Here is a 17,465-nt window from a genome sequence, read left to right on the forward strand (position 1 = left end):
GGCTGAATGCCGGGCAACAGGGAACCAAATCACCGTTCAGGTCGCTTTCTCTAGAAAGAACACGACACGACACGAGAGGAGATCCGAGATGTCCAAGGCCAAACTTTTCAGAACTCTGCCCTTTGCTGCACTCGGAATTGCGGCGCTCGCCCTTCCTGCCAGCGCAGACCGGGGTCGCTATCATGATACGTCATATCGTGGCGGTGGGAATGGCGTGGTGCTTCACGCTGATTCCGGCTTTTCCGGCGAAGGCCTTCGCATTCAGGGCGCCGAGCCGGACCTTGCCCGCCTGCGCTTCAATGACCGAGCCTCGTCGATTACCATTCGCGCTGGCGCATGGGAACTGTGTACGGACGCCCATTTCAGGGGGCGGTGCGAAATCGTCGATGCGAGCACAGTTCGCCTGAACGCATATCGCCTCAATGACAATGTTTCCTCCCTTCGTCCTGTCGCCTATCGCGACCGGCCGGGGAAAGGCCGTCGCGGAGGAGGGTATGGTGACCTTGTTCTGTTCCAGGATTCTGCCCAGCGCGGGCAGGCCATCGAAATCAGCCACGATGTGCCGGATCTCGGCCAGTATCGTTTCAATGACCGCGCAAGCTCCTTCCTCGTGACGGGGGGCAGTTGGCTGGTCTGCGAGCATGCGAACTATCGGGGGCGGTGCGAAGTGTTGCAGGGCGGCGCGGGTGATTTGAAGCCAATCCGCATGAACGACAATATTTCCTCCATCCGCGCCTATGACGGCTGGCGCTGATGCGGCGCTTGCCCGCTTGCGCTCTGCCAATCGGCCGTTAGAGAAGCGGCATGAGTGCGAAATCAAACACTGAGAGACAGATCGTCGTGGGCGTTATCAAGGGTGCGCACGGCGTACGCGGTGATGTGCGAGTGAAAAGCTTCACCGCCGACCCGGATGATGTGTTCACCTATGGTGCGCTGACTGATGAAGCCGGGAAGCCTGTGCTGACGCCGCAGTCGGCCCGGCCCGGCAAGGACCATTTCATTGTGCGTCCCAAGGAACAGAAGCAAAAAGAAGAATGGGACGCGATGCGTGGCACGCTATTGCATGTCCCGCGCGCGAAACTTCCGGAAACAGATGACGACGAGTTCTACATCGAGGACCTTGTCGGTCTTCAGGTGTTCGCGGGCGGGAATGAGCCTGCGGGCACCGTGAAAGCCGTGCAGAATTTCGGCGCAGATGATTTGCTCGAAATCCGTTTGGCGGACCGGGGCGATACGGTTCTCGTGCCCTTCACGCTGGCCGATGTGCCGACCGTGGACCTTGCCACATCCCGCATCATCATTCCGGATCTCGCCGAATGGACGGCGCCCGGGGACGAGGCTGAATCCACTGATTGACCCATGTTGCCGCTTGTTCAGACGCCACCTGTCATAAAGGGTAGGTTAAGAACGAGGTAACTGCCCATGTTTGCCAGATTAATCCGCTTCGGCGCTGCTCTTGCCCTTCCGCTAACTGTAGTGGGCGCTGCAGCCGCGCAGTATGAAGGCAATGAACAACCGGCGGGCCTGATGTTGTTCAGCGGCGAGGATTTTCGCGGGGAAGTGCGGGAAGTCTTCGATTCCGTCTATTCTCTGAACGACTATTATTTCAATGATCGCGCGCAATCCGTTGCGGTCCTGTCCGGCGCCTGGGAGCTGTGCGAGCATAGCGACTTCACCGGCCGCTGTGTCTTCATCCGTGGCGATGTCCAGGACCTCGACTGGTACGGCCTTGATCGCGAACTAACGTCGGTGCGCCCGATTTACGAGTATACCGAAGCCGAGCACGGCTTGATGTTCACCCGCGATCAGTCGGGCTATATCCGCTATGCTGACAATGCCCGTTACGGGTACGACAATTACTCACACGGCTATGGCACCAGCACGAGTGTCAGCGTCTACCATTATGGCTATTCGCCGAGCTATCGATCCCACGGTTATTACAGTCCGCGTCTCGGCCACGGCCCCTATGGCTTCGGCTGGACGCGTCATGGCGCGAATCCGCACTATGGGCGTCATTACCGCAAGCAACAGCGCCCGCTGAGAGGGCATTATGGCGCGCGCAATGGCGCGGTGACGCTCTACACGGATTCCTATGAACGCGGTGCCTCGCTTGGCCTCAACAAGGGCGTTTCCGACCTCAGTCGCTATCGCTTCAATGACAATATATCGTCGCTGCAAATCCGTTCTGGCAAATGGGAAGTTTGCGAGCATGCGAACTATAAAGGGCGCTGTCAGATCGTCGATGCCTCGACGGACCGGCTGAATGGTATTCGTCTGAATGACAACATCTCGTCCATTCGGCCGGTGGGTGACAGCCCGCGCGGCGGCCGGGGAGATGGTCAACGCGGAGATCGCGGTGGCCGAAATGATGGGGGTCACGCAGACCGCGGTCGCCGGGATGATGGCCGGAATGGCAATCGTGGCGGCGGACGAAATGGAAATGTGCAGACAGTAGCGCCGACAGCGGCAAACCCGCTTGCGGGCGGGCCGAAGGCGCGGGACGTGACTCAGCAACGTCGCCCACACGCTCTGCCAGGTCGCCCGCAACGCGCCAATATTGGCTCTGAAGACCGTCCGCGTCCTAATGTGCGGACCATTCAGCCCAACCGTTCGACCACCCAGAGACCGCAGACGCGCCAGGTGCAACCGGCGGCAACGCAGCGCAACCGCGCGCAAACCGAGCGCCGGCCCACAGCCACGCCGCGGCCCAGGCAAAAAGTGGACATGAATACTTCGCGGCCCAAGGCGCTGAGGAACACTCAAACGCAACGCCGTGAGGTGCAGCAGCGCCCTCAAACCCAGACGCGCCAGCAAAAGACGATCCGTCCCCAACAGCAGACCAGACAACAGGTGAGGCAACCGGCGCGCCCGCAAGTCCGTCCTGCCCCGCAGACGCGCAAACAGGCACAGCCGCAACGGCAAGCCCGGCCACAGGCTCAGCGCCAACCGGCTCGGGTAAAGCCGCAGCAACGGTCCACGCCGCGTCCGCAACCGCAACGGTCAAATAATATGCCGAAAGCCCTGCGCAATCGGGGTGGAGAAGTTCACAAGGACTAGGGGTGTTGCGGCTCAGTTCGCGCGCGGGTCGTGCCATTCGCGCGCGATGCCGTATCCGCCCCGGCGGATCAGCCAGAACATGCCGATCAGGTCAAAGACGCCTGCGCCAAGCCTGCCGAGGAATCCGTATTTGGATTCTCCCGCCAGTCGCTTGCGATCATTCACGCGCTCTTCGCGCACATCCCAGCCTGCGCGCTTGATCAGGGCGGGCAGGAAGCGGTGCATCGAGGCAAAGAAGGGCAGATCGCGAAAAGCTTCGGTCCGGATCAGTTTCCATCCGCATCCGGTATCCGTCGCATCATCCTGAAGCACGAAGCGGCGTACCCCATTGGCGACGCGGGACTGTATCCATTTGAATCCGGAATCATTCCGGCTGTTGCGCTTGCCTGCAATGATGCCGAGGCTTGGGGATGCGCCCGGCACAATGATCTCTTTCCAGAGACGGGCCGTATCCGCCGGATCGTTCTGCCCGTCCCCGTCAAGCAATTGTACCCACTGGCCGCGCACAGATTTGAGCCCGGTGAACAGTGCGGCGGACTTCCCCTTGCGCGCGACATGATTGAACACGACCACGGTATCGGGATGCTTCGCCATCGCTTCGGCAAGTTCCTGCTCTGTCGCGTCGGACGAGCAATCATTCACGCACACAATCTCGAAACTGATTCCCGCCAGCTGCTCATGGATCTCGTCGATCACGGGGTGCACATTACCCTCTTCATTGAAGAACGGGATCAGGACGGAGAGGGCGGGGCTTTGGGGCATAGGTCTGGAGTAGAGGCTGGCGCCTTGGCGGTCCAGTCTCATTTGCCCGCTGAAGCTGCACGCTGGCGCAGGGCGGTTTCGGCCTGGACATCGCCGGCCATGGCGCGGTCCTTCAGTTCGGCGGCGGACATGGCCTTGTACGCCTCCGGCACTTTCCGGTTCGATACGGTACGGGGTTTCTGTCCAAGGAAGGCTGCCACCGATGCGATGATGCCCATGTCACAAAACTCCCGGTTGGAACGTCATGAAACGAGTATGCCAATTGCCAGCCGGTTGCGATAGGTGCAACAGGCGACCAAGCAGGGGAGCGCGGCATGGACATTTATCACGTCTGGTTTGACCTGAAGCCCGGAACGGACGAGCGTGCCTTCGCCAAGGCGCTACCGGCGTTTCTGGATCATATGAAGTCAGACGGCCGGATCGAATCCTGGCGCATGATGCGCTGCAAGCTGGGCCTGCGGCCGGACGATGTGCGCGAGTTCCACATCATGATCGAGACGCGCGACCTCGCCCAGCTCGACACCGCTTTTCGCGCCGCCGCCGCGCGGTCCGGTGAAACCGATACGCTGCACTTCAGCGCGAATGCCATGGTGACCAACATCAAGTTCGGCCTGTTCCGCGACTGGCCGGATTGGGATGGGGCCGCCTAGGGCGCTTCCATCTTGTCGAGCCACCATTGATTGTACTGCCAGATGGCCTTCTCAAGTGGAGAGAGGCGGCCTTGCCGTGTCATCGGCGCGTTGAGGCCCTGCCAGACAAGATCATTCGCGCCGATATCCTCGTGATGGATCGCCGAGACCATCAGGGCCATGCCTTCCGCAATCTCGTCAAAGCCTTCCATCTCGCTGTAAGCGGCTGGAACGCAAATATGGATCTTCAGGTGCAACTTGCCGGCGCCTTGCGGAAAGACCTGGTACCAGGTGACGACACTGCCCTGAATGCCCAGCAGGAAGTGCGGAAAGATGGCGGTCGCGAACAGGTCGCGCGCCTGCCAGTCTTCAAGACCTTCAAGCGGGGGCAGGCCAGGCGGCAGTTCCTCATGGGCCGCTGGCATGTGCAGGATGGACCACGGGCCGTCATTGTCCGGCACGCGGGAGTCGCGGGCATGATAGGCGGGCTCGAACGTCTCGGAATGCGTGGCGATGTGGTGGTAAGCTTCCATGAAATTCTCCACCAGCACTTTCCAGTTCCACTCGCTGTCGAATTCGAGCGTGTGAACGACCTTCATGTCGGCGAGGCGGAAGTTCTCGAAATACTTGCGAAACGTCTCGACCGGCGGGGCGAAGGGCGCTGCGTCGGGGTCGAAATTGGCGAGGACAAAGCCCTCCCAGATTTCCGTGCGGAGTTGGGGCAGCCGGCAATTGGATTCAGCAAACTCCTCTGCGCCATCCATCAGGGGCGCCCGGACAAGCTGGCCCGACGTGTCATAGCTCCAGGCGTGGTAGGGGCATGTGAATAGCTTGCGATTGCCGTTTCCGTCTGCCAGCAGGGCTGCGCGGTGCAGGCATGTGCGCGACATGACACGGACTTCGCCATCATGTCCGTGAACCACCATGACCGGTTGGCCGAACAGGTCGAGCGAAACGAAATCGCCCGGCGTGGCTATCTGGTCGATGCGTGCCAGCGGGAGCCAGCTCTTGCGCAGGATCTGGTCGGTTTCGCGCGCGTACACATCCTCGTCGAGATAGGCGGCTGGGGGCAGGGTATAGGCTTGTCCCAGAGGCTTGCGGACACGGCCAATTTCTTCGGGTGTGAGACCCGCCAATGTTTTTGTCATTTTATTCCTCCCAGAAAAAAATGACACACGCGTCAACTTTTGTCGACCGCTGCCGTTTGGCGTTCTACTCTTGGGGGGCAGGAAGACGGCTAGCCATTTGGGTAACGGCCTGGCGAGACGTGACGGAGCGCACGCGGTAGGCTAAAGGCTCGGCGCATGTTCAAGGCAAGTTTCATCACCCTGTTTCCCGAAGCGTTTCCCGGCCCGCTCGGCGTCTCCATCCTGGAGCGCGCGCGTCGCGAAGGCATCTGGGACTATGAAACCGTCCAGCTGCGCGATTTCGGCCTCGGAAAGCATCAGAATGTCGACGCCCCGCCGGCGGGGGGCGGCGCAGGTATGGTGTTGCGACCGGATGTGACGGCTGCGGCGCTGGACAGTATCGACACAGACGGCAAGCCGCTGATCTATCTGTCGCCGCGCGGAGAGCCGTTTTCACAGAAACTGGCGCGGGACCTGGCAGGCGGCCCGGGCATGGTGATGATGTGTGGCCGGTTCGAGGGGCTGGACGAGCGGGTGATCCGTGCGCGCGGCTTGCGCGAGGTTTCCATCGGGGATTTTGTGCTGGCTGGGGGTGAGGTCGCAGCCATGGCGATGACCGAGGCGGTTGTGCGTTTGTTGCCCGGAGTTGCGGGGAACCAGGCCTCCCTTGAGGAGGAATCTTTCGAGACCGGATTGCTGGAACACGACCAGTATACGCTGCCCCGGGAGTGGGAAGGCCGCCCGACTCCGGAGGTTCTGCTGTCGGGGGATCATAAACGCATACAAGAATGGCGGTTTAACAGCGCAAAGTCGTTGACAATTGACCGCCGCCCCGATTTATACGCCGCTTACTCAGATACCAACGAATTACAACCGCCGGAGACAGGCGATGAACATGATTGAACAGCTCGAAGCGGAAGAGTTTTCCCGCGTTGTCGGCGACAAGAACATCCCGGATTTTTCACCGGGTGACACGCTAGCCGTGAACGTCCGCATCACGGAAGGCGACCGTGAGCGCGTCCAGCGCTTTGAAGGCGTCTGTATTGCCCGCGCAGGCGGTGGCATCAATGAGAGCTTCACGGTTCGCAAGATTTCCTTTGGTGAAGGCGTCGAGCGCGTTTTCCCGCTGGCTTCCCCGATGATCGAGAGCATCGAAGTGAAGCGCAAGGGTCGCGTGCGCCGTGCGAAACTCTACTATCTGCGCGATCGTCGCGGTAAGTCTGCCCGTATCGCTGAACGTACCACCGGCCACGGCATCGAAACGGTCGAAATTGCCGTGTCGAAAACCGAGCGCCGCCGCCAGAAAGATGCAGAGAAAGCCGCCCGCAAGGAAGCTGCTGCCAAGGCTCGCGAAGAGGCTGCCAAGGCGAAAGCCGCTGAAGAGGCTGCAGCTGCTGCTGCCGCTGAAGCAGAGGCCGCTGCGGCTGCCTCCGCTGACGAAGGCGCTGCTGAAGAATAGACGTCCCGACACTTCAGTCAGGAATTGAAGAAACGCCCCGCCTCATGGTTGGGGCGTTTTCACTTTTGGGGCTGGTATTTCTGTGGCACGTTCGGACGCATGAAACGCCTCTGTCTCACACTCTTCGCCGTTTCATTGCTTGCTGCCTGCGAACCCGCCGACGACACGCTGCGCCTCACAATGCCGGCTTGCCGCCCGCCTGACATAGCGCAGGGTATTCTCTTCATCGGTGATACCCGCTTTGCACCCTATCAGGTTCAGGCTTCGGCCGTGACGGATTCGGCGGGTCGACCGGCGCTTTCCATCCGTATGGACGAGTCCGGCGCATCCAAGCTGGAAGCCCTCACGGTGGCCAATATGGGTGAAGTCCTCCCCTTGCGGGTGGACGAGGAAACCATCATGTCTCCCAGAGTGCTGGAACGGATCACAGGCGGTGAAATACTCGTTTCCGGCGATTTCGAGATGGACGAGCTGAAGGCGCTGGCCGTGCGCCTGTCTCCGCCCTGTGATCAAGAGTCGCCAATCGCCAATTGACCCCTTCCCAGCCGGGCGCGCGCCGCTATGGTGCGCCGCGATATGACAGGAAGAGGCCCCATGGCTGGCAAGACACTTTACGACAAGATCTGGGACGCGCATGTGGTGCACACCGATGAGGGCGGTGAAAGCCTGCTCTATATCGATCTCCACCTGATTCACGAAGTGACGACGCCCCAGGCTTTTGCCGGACTGAAAGCGGCCGGACGCGGCATGCGCCGCCGGGACCTGACCCTGGCCGTCGCTGACCACAACACCCCGACCGAGAACCAGGCCGCCGGCCTTGCTGGCGTGACAGACCCCGATGCGCGCAACCAGCTGGAAACGCTGACCCGCAATGTGGCCGAGCACGATATCGAGTATTTCCCGATGGGCGACATCCGCAATGGCATCGTCCATGTCGTGGGGCCGGAGCAGGGGCGCACCCAGCCCGGCATGACGATTGTCTGCGGTGATAGCCACACGTCCACGCATGGCGCGTTCGGCGCGCTGGCGCATGGTATCGGCACATCGGAAGTTGAGCATGTGCTCGCCACGCAGACCTTGCGTGCGCAGAAATCCAAGAACATGGCAATCGAAGTATCTGGCAGCCTGAAAGATGGCGTGACCGCCAAGGATCTCGCCCTCCACATAATTTCCGTCATCGGTACGGCCGGTGGCACGGGATACGTCATGGAGTATCGCGGTGACGCAGTTCGGAGCCTCTCCATGGAAGGGCGCATGACGCTGTGCAATCTCGCCATTGAGGGCGGTGCCCGTGCGGGTCTGGTGGCTCCAGACGAGACAACGTTTGAATACATCAAGGGCCGCCCGGCCGCGCCCAAGGGTGGTGCATGGGATGTCGCGAAATCTTTTTGGACGACGCTCTATTCCGATGAGGATGCCGTATTTGATGAAGTCGTCCACATCAAGGGCGAAGCGGTTGAGCCGACATTGACCTGGGGCACGAGCCCAGAACAGGCGATTCCGTTGTCGGGTATTATTCCGAAGCCGGAAGATTTCAGTGATCCAATCAAGGCAGGTGCGTGTGAGCGCGCACTGTCCTATATGGGCCTTGAAGGTGGTACACCGATCAAGGGCACACCGGTGCAGCGCGTCTTCATCGGCTCGTGCACGAACAGCCGGATCGAAGATCTTCGCGCCGCCGCTGAAGTCGCCAAGGGCAACAAAGTGGCCGAAGGCGTGCGTGCCATGGTCGTGCCGGGGTCTGGCCTCGTCCGTGCGCAAGCCGAATCCGAAGGGCTGGACGAGATCTTTCTCGAAGCCGGGTTTGAATGGCGCGAGCCGGGCTGTTCCATGTGTCTCGGCATGAATCCCGACACGCTGGCGCCGGGCGAGCGGTGCGCGTCCACCTCCAACCGGAACTTCGAAGGCCGCCAGGGCCGCGATGGCCGCACCCATCTGATGAGCCCTACCCTCGCAGCGCGCGCCGCGATCCAAGGTGTGATTGGCTAGTGTTTGGACGCAGCCACTTTCTCGATGAGGATGTGGAGGCATTCCATGTTCTGTGTTGGGCATGGCTATTGAAGTGCACTGGTGGGCGGGAAGCCCTTCGAGAGACGCCGCTCGTGCTTCCAACCCCGGACTTCTTTCCGCCAACCGATTCGAGTGGGCGCGAGCGCGCTGAATTCATATTTGAGCATGTGCGTGATCTGGCCGGAATGTCAGAATGGCCAGTCCAATTGGTGCCGCAAGCCGAGCTTGCCGGAAGGGTATCCACACTGGGCAGAGTTCAACATTCGGGGACAGCGGCAGGAACCTTCTCCCACACCGGAAATTCTGGTCAGATTACGTATGATCCGAGCCATGTTCATACACCGGTAAAGCTGATCGCAACCTTTGCGCACGAACTCAGTCACTATCTGAATGAAGGATTTCAGGAAGCCCCACCAGGCGGCTGGGAGCTGATCGAGCCGGCAACGGATGTCACGTCTGTCTTTCTGGGCTTTGGAGTATTCGGGGCTAATTCCGCATTCGAGTTTATCCAAACTCAGGATTTCGAGAGCCAGGGGTGGTCCAGTGAGAAATTCGGCTATTTGTCGCTGGACGAGTGGGCGTTCAATCTGGCGATCTTTTGTGATTTGACTGGGCGCGATGTCACGGATCTTAAGCCTCATCTGAAGTGGAATTTGTTCAAAACCTCGAAAGCAGCCGCCAAGTACGTAGAGCGTAGGGAGATTGGGCGGCAAATACTTGAAGACATAAAAGGGCGTGCCGCCGACTAAACACATCCTTCAGTTGCCTCTCGAAGGGTGAGGGCAGATAGTCCGGCCAACCTTGCCCTGCAACAAATGGAGTGGACCCATGAGCAATACTGTCAGCCTGCCCGGAAATGTTTCGCTGGATGGCCCGCGCGGTCGTACCTACGCGTCTATCCTCGAAACGGTCGGATCGACGCCGCTGGTTGCTGCGCCGAAGTTCGCCGAGGCCGAAGGCATCAAGGCGAACCTGCTGTTCAAATGCGAATTCTTCAATCCACTCGCCAGCGTGAAAGACCGGATCGGCCTGAACATGGTGTTGCAGCTGGAAGCCGACGGCAAGCTGAAGCCCGGCGGCGTTCTGGTCGAGCCGACCTCAGGCAATACCGGCATCGGCCTGGCCTTTGCGGCGGCGAGCCGGGGATACCGCCTCATCCTGACCATGCCGGAATCCATGTCCATCGAGCGCCGCAAGATGCTGGCCTATCTCGGCGCGGAGCTGGAGCTGACGCCAAAAGAGAAGGGCATGGGCGGTGCTATCGCGAAGGCGAAGGAAATCCTTGAGGCGACGCCCGGCGCGGTGATGCCAAGCCAGTTCGACAATCCCGCCAATCCGGCCATCCATGAGCTGACCACAGCAGAAGAAATCTGGGCGGACACAGACGGCGCGGTCGATGCTGTCCTGTCCGGCATAGGTACTGGTGGCACATTTACGGGCACAGGCCGCGTATTGAAGGCCCGCAAGCCGGGCCTGAAAATGATGGCGATTGAGCCGGAAGGCAGCCCGGTCCTCTCCGGGGGCGAGCCCGGCCCGCACATGATCCAGGGTATCGGCGCAGGCTTTATCCCCGGCAATGCGGACACGAGCCTGATTGATGAAGTCGTGAAAGTGTCGAATGAGGAATCCTTTGCCACGGCCCGCAAACTTGCGCGGCTCGAAGGCATACCCGGCGGTATCTCCTCCGGCGCGGCAGCGGCCGCAGCGGTCAAGGTTGGCGCGCGTGACGACATGGCCGGCAAGACCCTCGTCGTCATCCTGCCAAGCTTCGCCGAACGGTATGTATCGACAGCCCTGTTTGAGGGTCTCTAGGATAGCATGATTACGGGTCTCGACCATTTTGTGCTGGTCTGTCCGGAGATCAGCTCCGCGACGGCCGTCTATGAGCAATTGCTCGGGCGGCCGGCAGATTGGCGCGCCTCAGCCGACGGTGCCGCAACAGCAATTTTCCAATTGGAGAATACCAGTCTTGAACTGATGGCCCCTGACGGGGAGGGGACGGTGGCCGATCGTTTGCGGGAAATCATCTCCGACGAAGGCCCCGGCCTGAAAAGCCTCGCTTTTGGAACGGGAGATATTTCCGCCGCGCATCACAAGCTGACCCGTCGTGGCTTGATGCCGGGCGAGATCGCCGATGGAAGCAGTACAAACGCAATCAACGGCGAAACCCGGAAATGGACGCGCTTCCGGTGCGCGGACGCGCAAACTGCTGGCGTGAAGACTTTCATCATCTCGCCGGAACAAGCCTTGCCCGTGGCGGACGCGCCGTCTGGCTGCGTCACATCGCTGGACCATATTGTCATCAACACGCCCAATCCCGACCGGGCATTGGGGCTTTATGGCGCACGGTTGGGGCTGGATCTGGCGCTCGACCGGACGCGGGAAGAGTGGAAGACGCGCTTTTTGTTCTTCCGCACAGGCGGGCTGACCTTTGAGGTCATCAACCGCCTCGGGGAAGATGTTGACCCAGCCGCGCCGGACAGTATCTGGGGCCTGACATGGACCGTGGATGATCTTTCGGCGGCACATGCACGCCTCACGGAGGCTGGCTTCAATGTTTCCGAACAACGGACAGGTCGCAAACCGGGGTCTGCCGTTTTCACTATAAGGGATGGCACATTGGGCGTGCCGACCCTGTTCATCGCGCATTCTTCAAGGTAGGACACGCCTCATGAAAGCCTTTACCCAACTCACCGGAACCGCTGCGCCGCTGCTCGAAAAGGGCAAGCCGATGTCAAATGTCGACACCGACATGATCATTCCCAAGCAATTCCTGAAGACGACCGAACGCACCGGTCTGTCGACGGGACTGTTTCATGAGCTGAAAACGCTCTCGGATGGCTCCCCCAGGCCCGATTTCGTGTTGAACCGGCCTGAATACGCGACGGCGAGTATCCTGATTGCGGGCGAGAACTTCGGCTGTGGCTCGTCGCGTGAGCACGCGCCCTGGGCTCTGTTGGATCAGGGTATAACTTGTGTGATCGCGCCGAGTTTCGCCGACATCTTCCACAACAACTGCTACAAGAATGGCATCTTGCCAGTTCGCCTGCCAGTCGACGTATGCCAGAAGCTGGCCGATCAGGCGGGGGGGGCGAACCATGTCTTCACCGTGGACCTTGAAGCCCAGATCGTCACCGGGCCGGATGGCGAAGTGTATGCGTTTGAAGTGGATGCAGGCCGTAAGGCAAACCTCATGGAAGGCCTTGACGAGATTGGCAGTTCGATGACTGCAGCAAGCGAGATCGACACGTTCGAAGCGCGTCGACGCGTCTCCATGCCATGGCTCGAAAAGGCCAGCTGACCCGGAAAGCGAAGAGGATGGTCATGAAGAGATTAAGCCTGATAATTCTGGGGGGATTGGTGCTGGCGTCTGTCGCGGCCTGTCATACGGATCCATTCGGCACGCAGCCTGAAGTCAATGTCACCCTGCCAGAGGCTCAGTCCGCGCCGTCCGACGAAGCGGGCGCCTCAACCGAAGAAAAGCGTGACCCCGAGACCTGAGAGTCGCACGAGCGGGTTTCGTTCTTGTTTGGTGGAGACGTAGATGGCGTTGCGCCCGCTGGTTACAACCATTAGTGGTGGACGCGGTTCTGAATTGCACACTTTGGGAGATAAAGATGAAATTTGCGGGTTCTGTGCTTGCAGCTGGATTGATGGTTTCTCTCGCGGGCTGCGCGAGTTCAACCGGGTCTGAGGAAATGACATTGGCGGAAGGCGCCGAAAGAGAGTGCCGCTCCATCAAGGAGTTCGGCTCGATGCTGCCAAAACGGATTTGCAACAACAAGGCAACCTGGGCCGACATAGATGAGCGGAACGAAGAACAGGCCAAGGAATTCAAGGACAAGATTGATAGCCGCTACACACCCATACCACGCGAACCCGGCATGTAGGCCCTTCCACTCTCGGGTGGCTCAACTTTCCCAGGTCGACCTGGTCCGGCCGCCGACCACACGCGACAGTATTGCTCGGCTGTGTTGTGGTGGCTACTAGGTGCCACAAAACAAACTTGTCCGAACATGAGTGGAGCGCGGAAGTGAAACAGACCTTACTGTTATTGCCAGGAGACGGGATTGGCCCAGAAGTTGTGGCCGAAGTTCGGCGCCTGGTGGACGTTCTGGCTCCAGACCTCCTGTTGGAAGAGGGGCTTGTTGGCGGAGCATCCTTTGATGCCCACGGGACGCCGTTGACCGAGGATACGCTGGAGCAGGCCCGTAGATCGGATGCGGTTCTGCTCGGCGCGGTTGGTGGGCCGAAATGGGCGGGTACGGCGCGCGACAAGCGCCCGGAAGCTGGCCTGCTGGCTTTGCGCAAAGGCCTCGATGTGTTTGCGAACTTGCGGCCCGCTTTCTGTTTCCCGGCATTGGTCAGCGCCTCCAGCCTGAAGCCTGAAGTGGTCGAAGGCCTGGACATCATGATCGTCCGAGAGCTGACAGGGGGTGTCTATTTCGGCACGCCGCGCGGCATTGATGAGAAAGGCGGACTGCGCCGGGGGTATGACACGTCGATCTACACGCACCCGGAAGTCGAACGTGTTACGCGTGTTGCTTTCGAAATCGCGCGTGGCAGGGATGGCCGTGTCTGTTCGGTGGAAAAATCGAACGTCATGGAGACCGGCCTGTTCTGGCGTCAGGAAGTCACATTGGCGCATGCCGAGTTCGGCGCTGGCGTCGAACTCAGCCACATGTATGCGGATGCTTGTGCAATGGAGCTCGTCCGAGCGCCGAAACAGTTCGATGTGATTCTTGCCGGTAATCTGTTCGGGGATATTCTCTCTGACGAAGCCGCCATGCTGACCGGGTCCATCGGAATGCTGCCCTCTGCGTCCCTTGGGGCGGATGGTACGCCGGGCCTCTATGAGCCGGTGCACGGTTCGGCGCCGGACATTGCGGGACAGGGTATCGCAAATCCGTGCGCGGCCATTCTGTCGCTTGAAATGGCCCTCCGCTGGTCTCTGGGGCGTGAAAAAATCGCCGACAGGCTCTTCGCAGCAGTGGGCAAGGCTTTGGAAGATGGCGCCCGTACGCGAGATCTTGGAGGAGAGCTCAAGACTCACCAGATGACGGATGCAGTTATCGCAGTGCTTTAGGCCGTGCGCGTCCTCCGTGTCCCGGCCGCTGGTGGCGGCTGCGGAGGGCCCGCAAAGCACTGCGCTTGTGTCATCCAGGATTGAGCAATCTTTCCGGATACGGAAAGACTTGTGTCCGCCACGTTGCGTACCTGCGTTACGACTTGGCAGAATTCTTCTGCGCGGCCTGCAATCCGCTCATCATCTTGTTCTTCGCCATACGTCCAGATTTCGCCGGACGGCGCGGTAAGGGACAGGAAGGGCATCGGCCCCGGAGCCGGGAGTTTCCGGTTGGCAAAAGTCCACCCATAGGTGTTCACGCCCAGCACCACGATATTGCGGATACGGTCGTTATTCTCACGGACGACGCCCAGCTGGTCATAGACTTCCTGACCGTGCGCCCAGGTTTCCATAAGTCGCGCCGTGATCGAAGACCGCGCGCTCATGCTTGGGCCCACCCATTGCAGGCGCTGGGATGGATCGGTTTGAGCGAAGACATCTGCCGTACGGTCTGCCATGACAAGCCAGTCCTCCCGCAAGGCGCGGCCTGACAGGCCCTCGAAGTACGCATATTCATGGTCTGGAAGTGCGCCTTCGCGGAGTGCGTCCGTCAGGCCGGATACAAGCGCTTGAAATGCCGCCTCGTCTTTTACCGACAATAGCGCTGCGGTGTTCCAGAAATGCAGGTGGCGGAGAACCATGTCGATGGTCCAGTCCTTGAATGCGGTTTTCTGCGTATAGTCCGTATCGGACAGGGGTGCGATCAGCTCGGACAGGGCCAGCGATTCATCGAGGAAATCTACGGCTTGTTGCATGGAGATCAGCTATAATCCGCGATGCGGCAGAGCAGGTTTCCACGAAATTCGAAAAAGCTCGCGCCGCGTACTTTTACGGTCTCGCCGGACTTGATGCCATTGGGCAGGTCTACGGCGGCCTTGCCTTCAAATTCGATCTCGGCCGCAGCTTTGCCGCCTCCACTGACAATGTTGACCAGTCGCTGACGGCGATAGGAGAAGGCATTTCCTGACAATTCCGCGACCTGACGCATCATGTCCCTGCCATCCAGACGCATGGACTGACCCGTGTTGGAGATATTTTCGAACACCACGTCTTCCGTCACGCAATCGAGCATTCCGTCGATATCACGGGCATTGTAACAGGCGAGGTAGCGGTTGATTACGTCATCAAGCACGAGGGCGGCTCCCAGTTCCGGGTTCAATCCGGTCTGCCTCAGCAGCGAGACGTTGGCAACAGGCTTTAAATGGCGTCGAAGATGCGCCATAAGCCCGGTTCAATCTCAGGAGTAGAAATATCATGGCCACTCGGATCGCAGTCGTCGGTGCAACAGGTAATGTCGGACGCGAACTGCTGAACATTCTGGAAGAACGTATGTTCCCAGCCGACGAAGTCTTTGCCGTTGCGTCCCGCCGGTCGCTCGGCAAGGAAGTGTCCTATGGCGATCGCACGCTGAAATGCCACGATATTGAACAATTCGACTTCACACAGGTAGACCTCGTCCTGATGTCGGCTGGCGGCGCCACCGCCAAGGAATGGGCACCGAAAATTGCCAAAGCCGGCGCGATCACGATCGACAACTCGTCCGCATGGCGGATGGATCCGGACGTGCCGCTCGTCGTGCCAGAGTGCAACGGCGAAGCCGTGATGGGTTACGAAAAGAAGATGATCATCGCGAACCCCAACTGCTCGACTGCACAGCTCGTTGTGGCGCTGAAGCCGCTGCATGATGCCGTCGGTATCACCCGCGTTGTCTGTTCGACTTACCAGTCCGTATCCGGCGCCGGCAAGGAGGCGATGGACGAGCTGTGGAATCAGACACGCGGCGTATTCGTCAATGACGAGCCGACCCCGGAAGTCTTCCAGAAGGAAATTGCCTTCAACGTCATCCCGCAGATCGACGTTTTCATGGATGATGGTTTCACCAAGGAAGAGTGGAAGATGCGCGTCGAGACGAAGAAAATCCTCGACGAGTCCATCGAACTGGTCGCGACCTGTGTGCGCGTGCCGGTCTTTGTCGGCCATTCCGAAGCCGTGAATGTCGAATTGGCCGGCCCCCTGAGCGCCAAGAAAGCCAAGGAAATTCTGCGCGAGAGCCCGGGCATCATGCTGGTCGATGATCCTGAAGACGAGCTCTACATCACGCCGAAGGAATGCGTGGGCGAATGGGCGACCTATATCTCCCGCGTCCGCAAGGACCCGACGGTCGAAAACGGCATCGCCTTCTGGTGTGTCTCCGACAATCTGCGCAAAGGCGCCGCCCTCAACGCAATCCAGATTGCCGAAGAACTCCTCAATCGCGGCGTCCTGAAGCCAGAGAAACAGCCCGTTTCGACAAACTGAAACGCTTCGCAGCAATAATTGGGTGGCGTTGCCTCATGGCTCAGTGCTACGCGCTGGGCCATGAACACTGAAACTCGTCTCGGATTCTTTGCTGGCCTGGGGGCCTTTTTTATCTGGGGGAGCCTGCCGCTCTACATCCGGCTGATGCAGCACATCGGTGCGGCGGACCTGCTGGCACATCGCGTGGTCTGGTCCATACCGACTGCGCTGATGTTCATTGCGATTGCTGCGAACTGGCGGGACGTTCGGACAGCCCTGAAATGGGACAAGCTGAAATGGCTGCTTATCTCAGGCGCCCTGATCGGGTCCAATTGGGGATGTTACATCTGGGCGGTAAATGCTGGCCGGACGATGGAAGCGTCGCTCGGCTATTACATCAATCCGCTTGTGAACGTGATCTTCGGCATGATCTTCTTTTCCGAGCGCCTTCGGCCGGCGCAATGGGGCGCAGTAAGCATCGCCGCTATCGGCGTTGCCATCATGACAGTGGCTTTCGGACAGGTGCCGTGGGTCGCCCTGTTTCTCTGCGTAACCTTTGCCTGTTACTCGCTGATCCGGAAGCAGGTCGCCATTGATAGTCGAGCAGGATTTCTGATGGAGGTCCTGCTATTGGCGCCCGTCGCCCTGGCCTGGTTGGCCTGGCTCTCGCGCCAACCGGATGCGCAAGTATTCGGCAATGGGGGATGGGATGTCGCACTATTGATGGCGGCCGGCCCGATCACGTCTGTGCCCCTCATCCTGTTTGCCTTGTCAGCACGTCGTCTGAAGCTCTCGACCATCGGCATGATGCAATATATCGGGCCGACCTTGCAGTTCCTGATCGCGGTTCTCGTGTTCCGCGAACCGTTCGGCTGGACCCATGCGGCGGCTTTTGGTTTCATCTGGACGGCGTTGGCGATCTTTACCGCCGACAGTGTCATGGGCGACGCCAAGGCCCGGCGGCTCGCCCGCGCAGCGCGAGTCAGCTGAAAAAATGCTCCGGGCGGTGAGCACCCGGA

22 protein-coding genes are annotated in these 17,465 nt (G+C 59.9%); 17 read left to right on the forward strand and 5 right to left on the reverse strand.

Annotation, left to right across the window (positions count from 1 at the left end; all coding sequences use genetic code 11):
• Positions 1-88: 88 nt before the first annotated feature.
• From CFA77_RS00545 to CFA77_RS00555, 3 genes are all read left to right on the forward strand, one after another.
• Entirely contained in the window at positions 89-754 is a 666-nt protein-coding gene (locus tag CFA77_RS00545) for a beta/gamma crystallin-related protein (RefSeq protein ID WP_206991798.1), read from the forward strand.
• Between the two features lie 50 nt (positions 755-804).
• Entirely contained in the window at positions 805-1,356 is a 552-nt protein-coding gene (gene rimM / locus CFA77_RS00550; RefSeq protein WP_206991799.1) for a ribosome maturation factor RimM, read from the forward strand.
• Between the two features lie 66 nt (positions 1,357-1,422).
• A complete protein-coding gene (locus CFA77_RS00555; RefSeq protein WP_206991800.1) occupies positions 1,423-3,057 on the forward strand; it encodes a beta/gamma crystallin-related protein in 1,635 nt (544 codons plus the stop codon).
• 12 nt (positions 3,058-3,069) lie between these two features.
• Here CFA77_RS00555 and CFA77_RS00560 read toward each other — a convergent pair whose 3' ends face one another.
• Both CFA77_RS00560 and CFA77_RS00565 read right to left on the reverse strand, forming a co-directional pair.
• Positions 3,070-3,861, reverse strand: a complete 792-nt coding sequence (locus CFA77_RS00560; protein ID WP_242517435.1) for a glycosyltransferase family 2 protein — start codon at positions 3,859-3,861, stop codon at positions 3,070-3,072.
• Positions 3,858-4,037: a hypothetical protein gene (locus CFA77_RS00565; protein WP_206991801.1), complete on the reverse strand. Its 180-nt coding sequence runs from the start codon at positions 4,035-4,037 to the stop codon at positions 3,858-3,860. Before CFA77_RS00565 ends, CFA77_RS00560 begins: the two co-directional genes overlap by 4 nt.
• Before the next feature lie 96 nt (positions 4,038-4,133).
• On the opposite strand from CFA77_RS00565, the gene CFA77_RS00570 reads away from it, so the two are divergent.
• Positions 4,134-4,469 carry a DUF6614 family protein gene (locus CFA77_RS00570; protein ID WP_206991802.1) on the forward strand — a complete coding sequence of 112 codons (336 nt, stop codon included), beginning with the start codon at positions 4,134-4,136 and terminating at the stop codon, positions 4,467-4,469.
• Here the strand turns inward: CFA77_RS00570 and CFA77_RS00575 are convergent.
• Entirely contained in the window at positions 4,466-5,596 is a 1,131-nt protein-coding gene (locus CFA77_RS00575) for an aromatic ring-hydroxylating dioxygenase subunit alpha (RefSeq protein WP_206991803.1), read from the reverse strand. The two genes, CFA77_RS00570 and CFA77_RS00575, sit on opposite strands and share 4 nt — an antisense overlap.
• Before the next feature lie 156 nt (positions 5,597-5,752).
• Between CFA77_RS00575 and trmD the strand changes: the two genes are divergently transcribed.
• From trmD to leuB, 11 genes are all read left to right on the forward strand, one after another.
• Positions 5,753-6,478, forward strand: coding sequence for a tRNA (guanosine(37)-N1)-methyltransferase TrmD (trmD, locus tag CFA77_RS00580; protein ID WP_206991804.1), 726 nt, complete (start codon positions 5,753-5,755; stop codon positions 6,476-6,478).
• Positions 6,465-7,034: a 50S ribosomal protein L19 gene (gene rplS / locus CFA77_RS17250; RefSeq protein WP_206991805.1), complete on the forward strand. Its 570-nt coding sequence runs from the start codon at positions 6,465-6,467 to the stop codon at positions 7,032-7,034. Before trmD ends, rplS begins: the two co-directional genes overlap by 14 nt.
• A gap of 99 nt (positions 7,035-7,133) precedes the next feature.
• The gene (locus CFA77_RS00590) at positions 7,134-7,568 is read left to right on the forward strand and encodes a hypothetical protein (protein ID WP_156947948.1); all 435 of its coding nucleotides are present in this window, start codon (positions 7,134-7,136) and stop codon (positions 7,566-7,568) included.
• 60 nt (positions 7,569-7,628) lie between these two features.
• Positions 7,629-9,023 carry a 3-isopropylmalate dehydratase large subunit gene (gene leuC, locus CFA77_RS00595; RefSeq protein WP_206991806.1) on the forward strand — a complete coding sequence of 465 codons (1,395 nt, stop codon included), beginning with the start codon at positions 7,629-7,631 and terminating at the stop codon, positions 9,021-9,023.
• A 188-nt stretch (positions 9,024-9,211) separates the two neighbouring features.
• Complete coding sequence (locus CFA77_RS00600) at positions 9,212-9,793, forward strand: hypothetical protein (protein ID WP_206991807.1); 582 nt, start codon at positions 9,212-9,214, stop codon at positions 9,791-9,793.
• A 79-nt stretch (positions 9,794-9,872) separates the two neighbouring features.
• Positions 9,873-10,856 (forward strand): cysteine synthase A, encoded by a 984-nt coding sequence (gene cysK / locus CFA77_RS00605; protein WP_206991808.1) that lies wholly within the window; start codon positions 9,873-9,875, stop codon positions 10,854-10,856.
• Between the two features lie 6 nt (positions 10,857-10,862).
• Positions 10,863-11,705 carry a VOC family protein gene (locus CFA77_RS00610; RefSeq protein WP_206991809.1) on the forward strand — a complete coding sequence of 281 codons (843 nt, stop codon included), beginning with the start codon at positions 10,863-10,865 and terminating at the stop codon, positions 11,703-11,705.
• A gap of 10 nt (positions 11,706-11,715) precedes the next feature.
• Positions 11,716-12,345, forward strand: coding sequence for a 3-isopropylmalate dehydratase small subunit (gene leuD, locus CFA77_RS00615; protein ID WP_206991810.1), 630 nt, complete (start codon positions 11,716-11,718; stop codon positions 12,343-12,345).
• A 23-nt stretch (positions 12,346-12,368) separates the two neighbouring features.
• Positions 12,369-12,545 (forward strand): hypothetical protein, encoded by a 177-nt coding sequence (locus tag CFA77_RS00620; RefSeq protein WP_206991811.1) that lies wholly within the window; start codon positions 12,369-12,371, stop codon positions 12,543-12,545.
• 116 nt (positions 12,546-12,661) lie between these two features.
• Positions 12,662-12,934, forward strand: a complete 273-nt coding sequence (locus CFA77_RS00625; RefSeq protein ID WP_206991812.1) for a hypothetical protein — start codon at positions 12,662-12,664, stop codon at positions 12,932-12,934.
• Between the two features lie 143 nt (positions 12,935-13,077).
• On the forward strand, positions 13,078-14,130 hold the full coding sequence (gene leuB, locus CFA77_RS00630) for a 3-isopropylmalate dehydrogenase (RefSeq protein WP_206991813.1): 1,053 nt from the start codon (positions 13,078-13,080) through the stop codon (positions 14,128-14,130).
• On the opposite strand, the gene CFA77_RS00635 is transcribed toward leuB, so the two are convergent.
• Together CFA77_RS00635 and CFA77_RS00640 are read right to left on the reverse strand one after the other, a co-directional pair.
• Positions 14,127-14,924 carry a TIGR03084 family metal-binding protein gene (locus CFA77_RS00635; RefSeq protein WP_206991814.1) on the reverse strand — a complete coding sequence of 266 codons (798 nt, stop codon included), beginning with the start codon at positions 14,922-14,924 and terminating at the stop codon, positions 14,127-14,129. The two genes, leuB and CFA77_RS00635, sit on opposite strands and share 4 nt — an antisense overlap.
• Before the next feature lie 5 nt (positions 14,925-14,929).
• Positions 14,930-15,301: a nuclear transport factor 2 family protein gene (locus CFA77_RS00640; protein WP_034817434.1), complete on the reverse strand. Its 372-nt coding sequence runs from the start codon at positions 15,299-15,301 to the stop codon at positions 14,930-14,932.
• 122 nt (positions 15,302-15,423) lie between these two features.
• On the opposite strand from CFA77_RS00640, the gene CFA77_RS00645 reads away from it, so the two are divergent.
• Both CFA77_RS00645 and rarD read left to right on the forward strand, forming a co-directional pair.
• Positions 15,424-16,467, forward strand: a complete 1,044-nt coding sequence (locus tag CFA77_RS00645; RefSeq protein ID WP_206991815.1) for an aspartate-semialdehyde dehydrogenase — start codon at positions 15,424-15,426, stop codon at positions 16,465-16,467.
• Positions 16,468-16,527: 60 nt separating this feature from the next.
• On the forward strand, positions 16,528-17,436 hold the full coding sequence (gene rarD / locus CFA77_RS00650) for an EamA family transporter RarD (protein ID WP_206991816.1): 909 nt from the start codon (positions 16,528-16,530) through the stop codon (positions 17,434-17,436).
• The last annotated feature ends 29 nt before the right edge of the window (positions 17,437-17,465 follow it).

This window comes from Hyphomonas sp. KY3 (genome assembly GCF_017309975.1).
Lineage (GTDB): Bacteria > Pseudomonadota > Alphaproteobacteria > Caulobacterales > Hyphomonadaceae > Hyphomonas.

Coding starts and splice junctions, on each gene's coding strand:
- CFA77_RS00545 (WP_206991798.1), top strand. CDS start 89: ATGTCCAAGGCCAAACTTTTCAGAACTCTGCCCTTTGCTGCACTCGGA.
- rimM (WP_206991799.1), top strand. CDS start 805: ATGAGTGCGAAATCAAACACTGAGAGACAGATCGTCGTGGGCGTTATC.
- CFA77_RS00555 (WP_206991800.1), top strand. CDS start 1,423: ATGTTTGCCAGATTAATCCGCTTCGGCGCTGCTCTTGCCCTTCCGCTA.
- CFA77_RS00560 (WP_242517435.1), bottom strand. CDS start 3,861: ATGAGACTGGACCGCCAAGGCGCCAGCCTCTACTCCAGACCTATGCCC.
- CFA77_RS00565 (WP_206991801.1), bottom strand. CDS start 4,037: ATGGGCATCATCGCATCGGTGGCAGCCTTCCTTGGACAGAAACCCCGT.
- CFA77_RS00570 (WP_206991802.1), top strand. CDS start 4,134: ATGGACATTTATCACGTCTGGTTTGACCTGAAGCCCGGAACGGACGAG.
- CFA77_RS00575 (WP_206991803.1), bottom strand. CDS start 5,596: ATGACAAAAACATTGGCGGGTCTCACACCCGAAGAAATTGGCCGTGTC.
- trmD (WP_206991804.1), top strand. CDS start 5,753: ATGTTCAAGGCAAGTTTCATCACCCTGTTTCCCGAAGCGTTTCCCGGC.
- rplS (WP_206991805.1), top strand. CDS start 6,465: ATGAACATGATTGAACAGCTCGAAGCGGAAGAGTTTTCCCGCGTTGTC.
- CFA77_RS00590 (WP_156947948.1), top strand. CDS start 7,134: ATGAAACGCCTCTGTCTCACACTCTTCGCCGTTTCATTGCTTGCTGCC.
- leuC (WP_206991806.1), top strand. CDS start 7,629: ATGGCTGGCAAGACACTTTACGACAAGATCTGGGACGCGCATGTGGTG.
- cysK (WP_206991808.1), top strand. CDS start 9,873: ATGAGCAATACTGTCAGCCTGCCCGGAAATGTTTCGCTGGATGGCCCG.
- CFA77_RS00610 (WP_206991809.1), top strand. CDS start 10,863: ATGATTACGGGTCTCGACCATTTTGTGCTGGTCTGTCCGGAGATCAGC.
- leuD (WP_206991810.1), top strand. CDS start 11,716: ATGAAAGCCTTTACCCAACTCACCGGAACCGCTGCGCCGCTGCTCGAA.
- CFA77_RS00620 (WP_206991811.1), top strand. CDS start 12,369: ATGAAGAGATTAAGCCTGATAATTCTGGGGGGATTGGTGCTGGCGTCT.
- CFA77_RS00625 (WP_206991812.1), top strand. CDS start 12,662: ATGAAATTTGCGGGTTCTGTGCTTGCAGCTGGATTGATGGTTTCTCTC.
- CFA77_RS00635 (WP_206991814.1), bottom strand. CDS start 14,924: ATGCAACAAGCCGTAGATTTCCTCGATGAATCGCTGGCCCTGTCCGAG.
- CFA77_RS00645 (WP_206991815.1), top strand. CDS start 15,424: ATGGCCACTCGGATCGCAGTCGTCGGTGCAACAGGTAATGTCGGACGC.
- rarD (WP_206991816.1), top strand. CDS start 16,528: ATGAACACTGAAACTCGTCTCGGATTCTTTGCTGGCCTGGGGGCCTTT.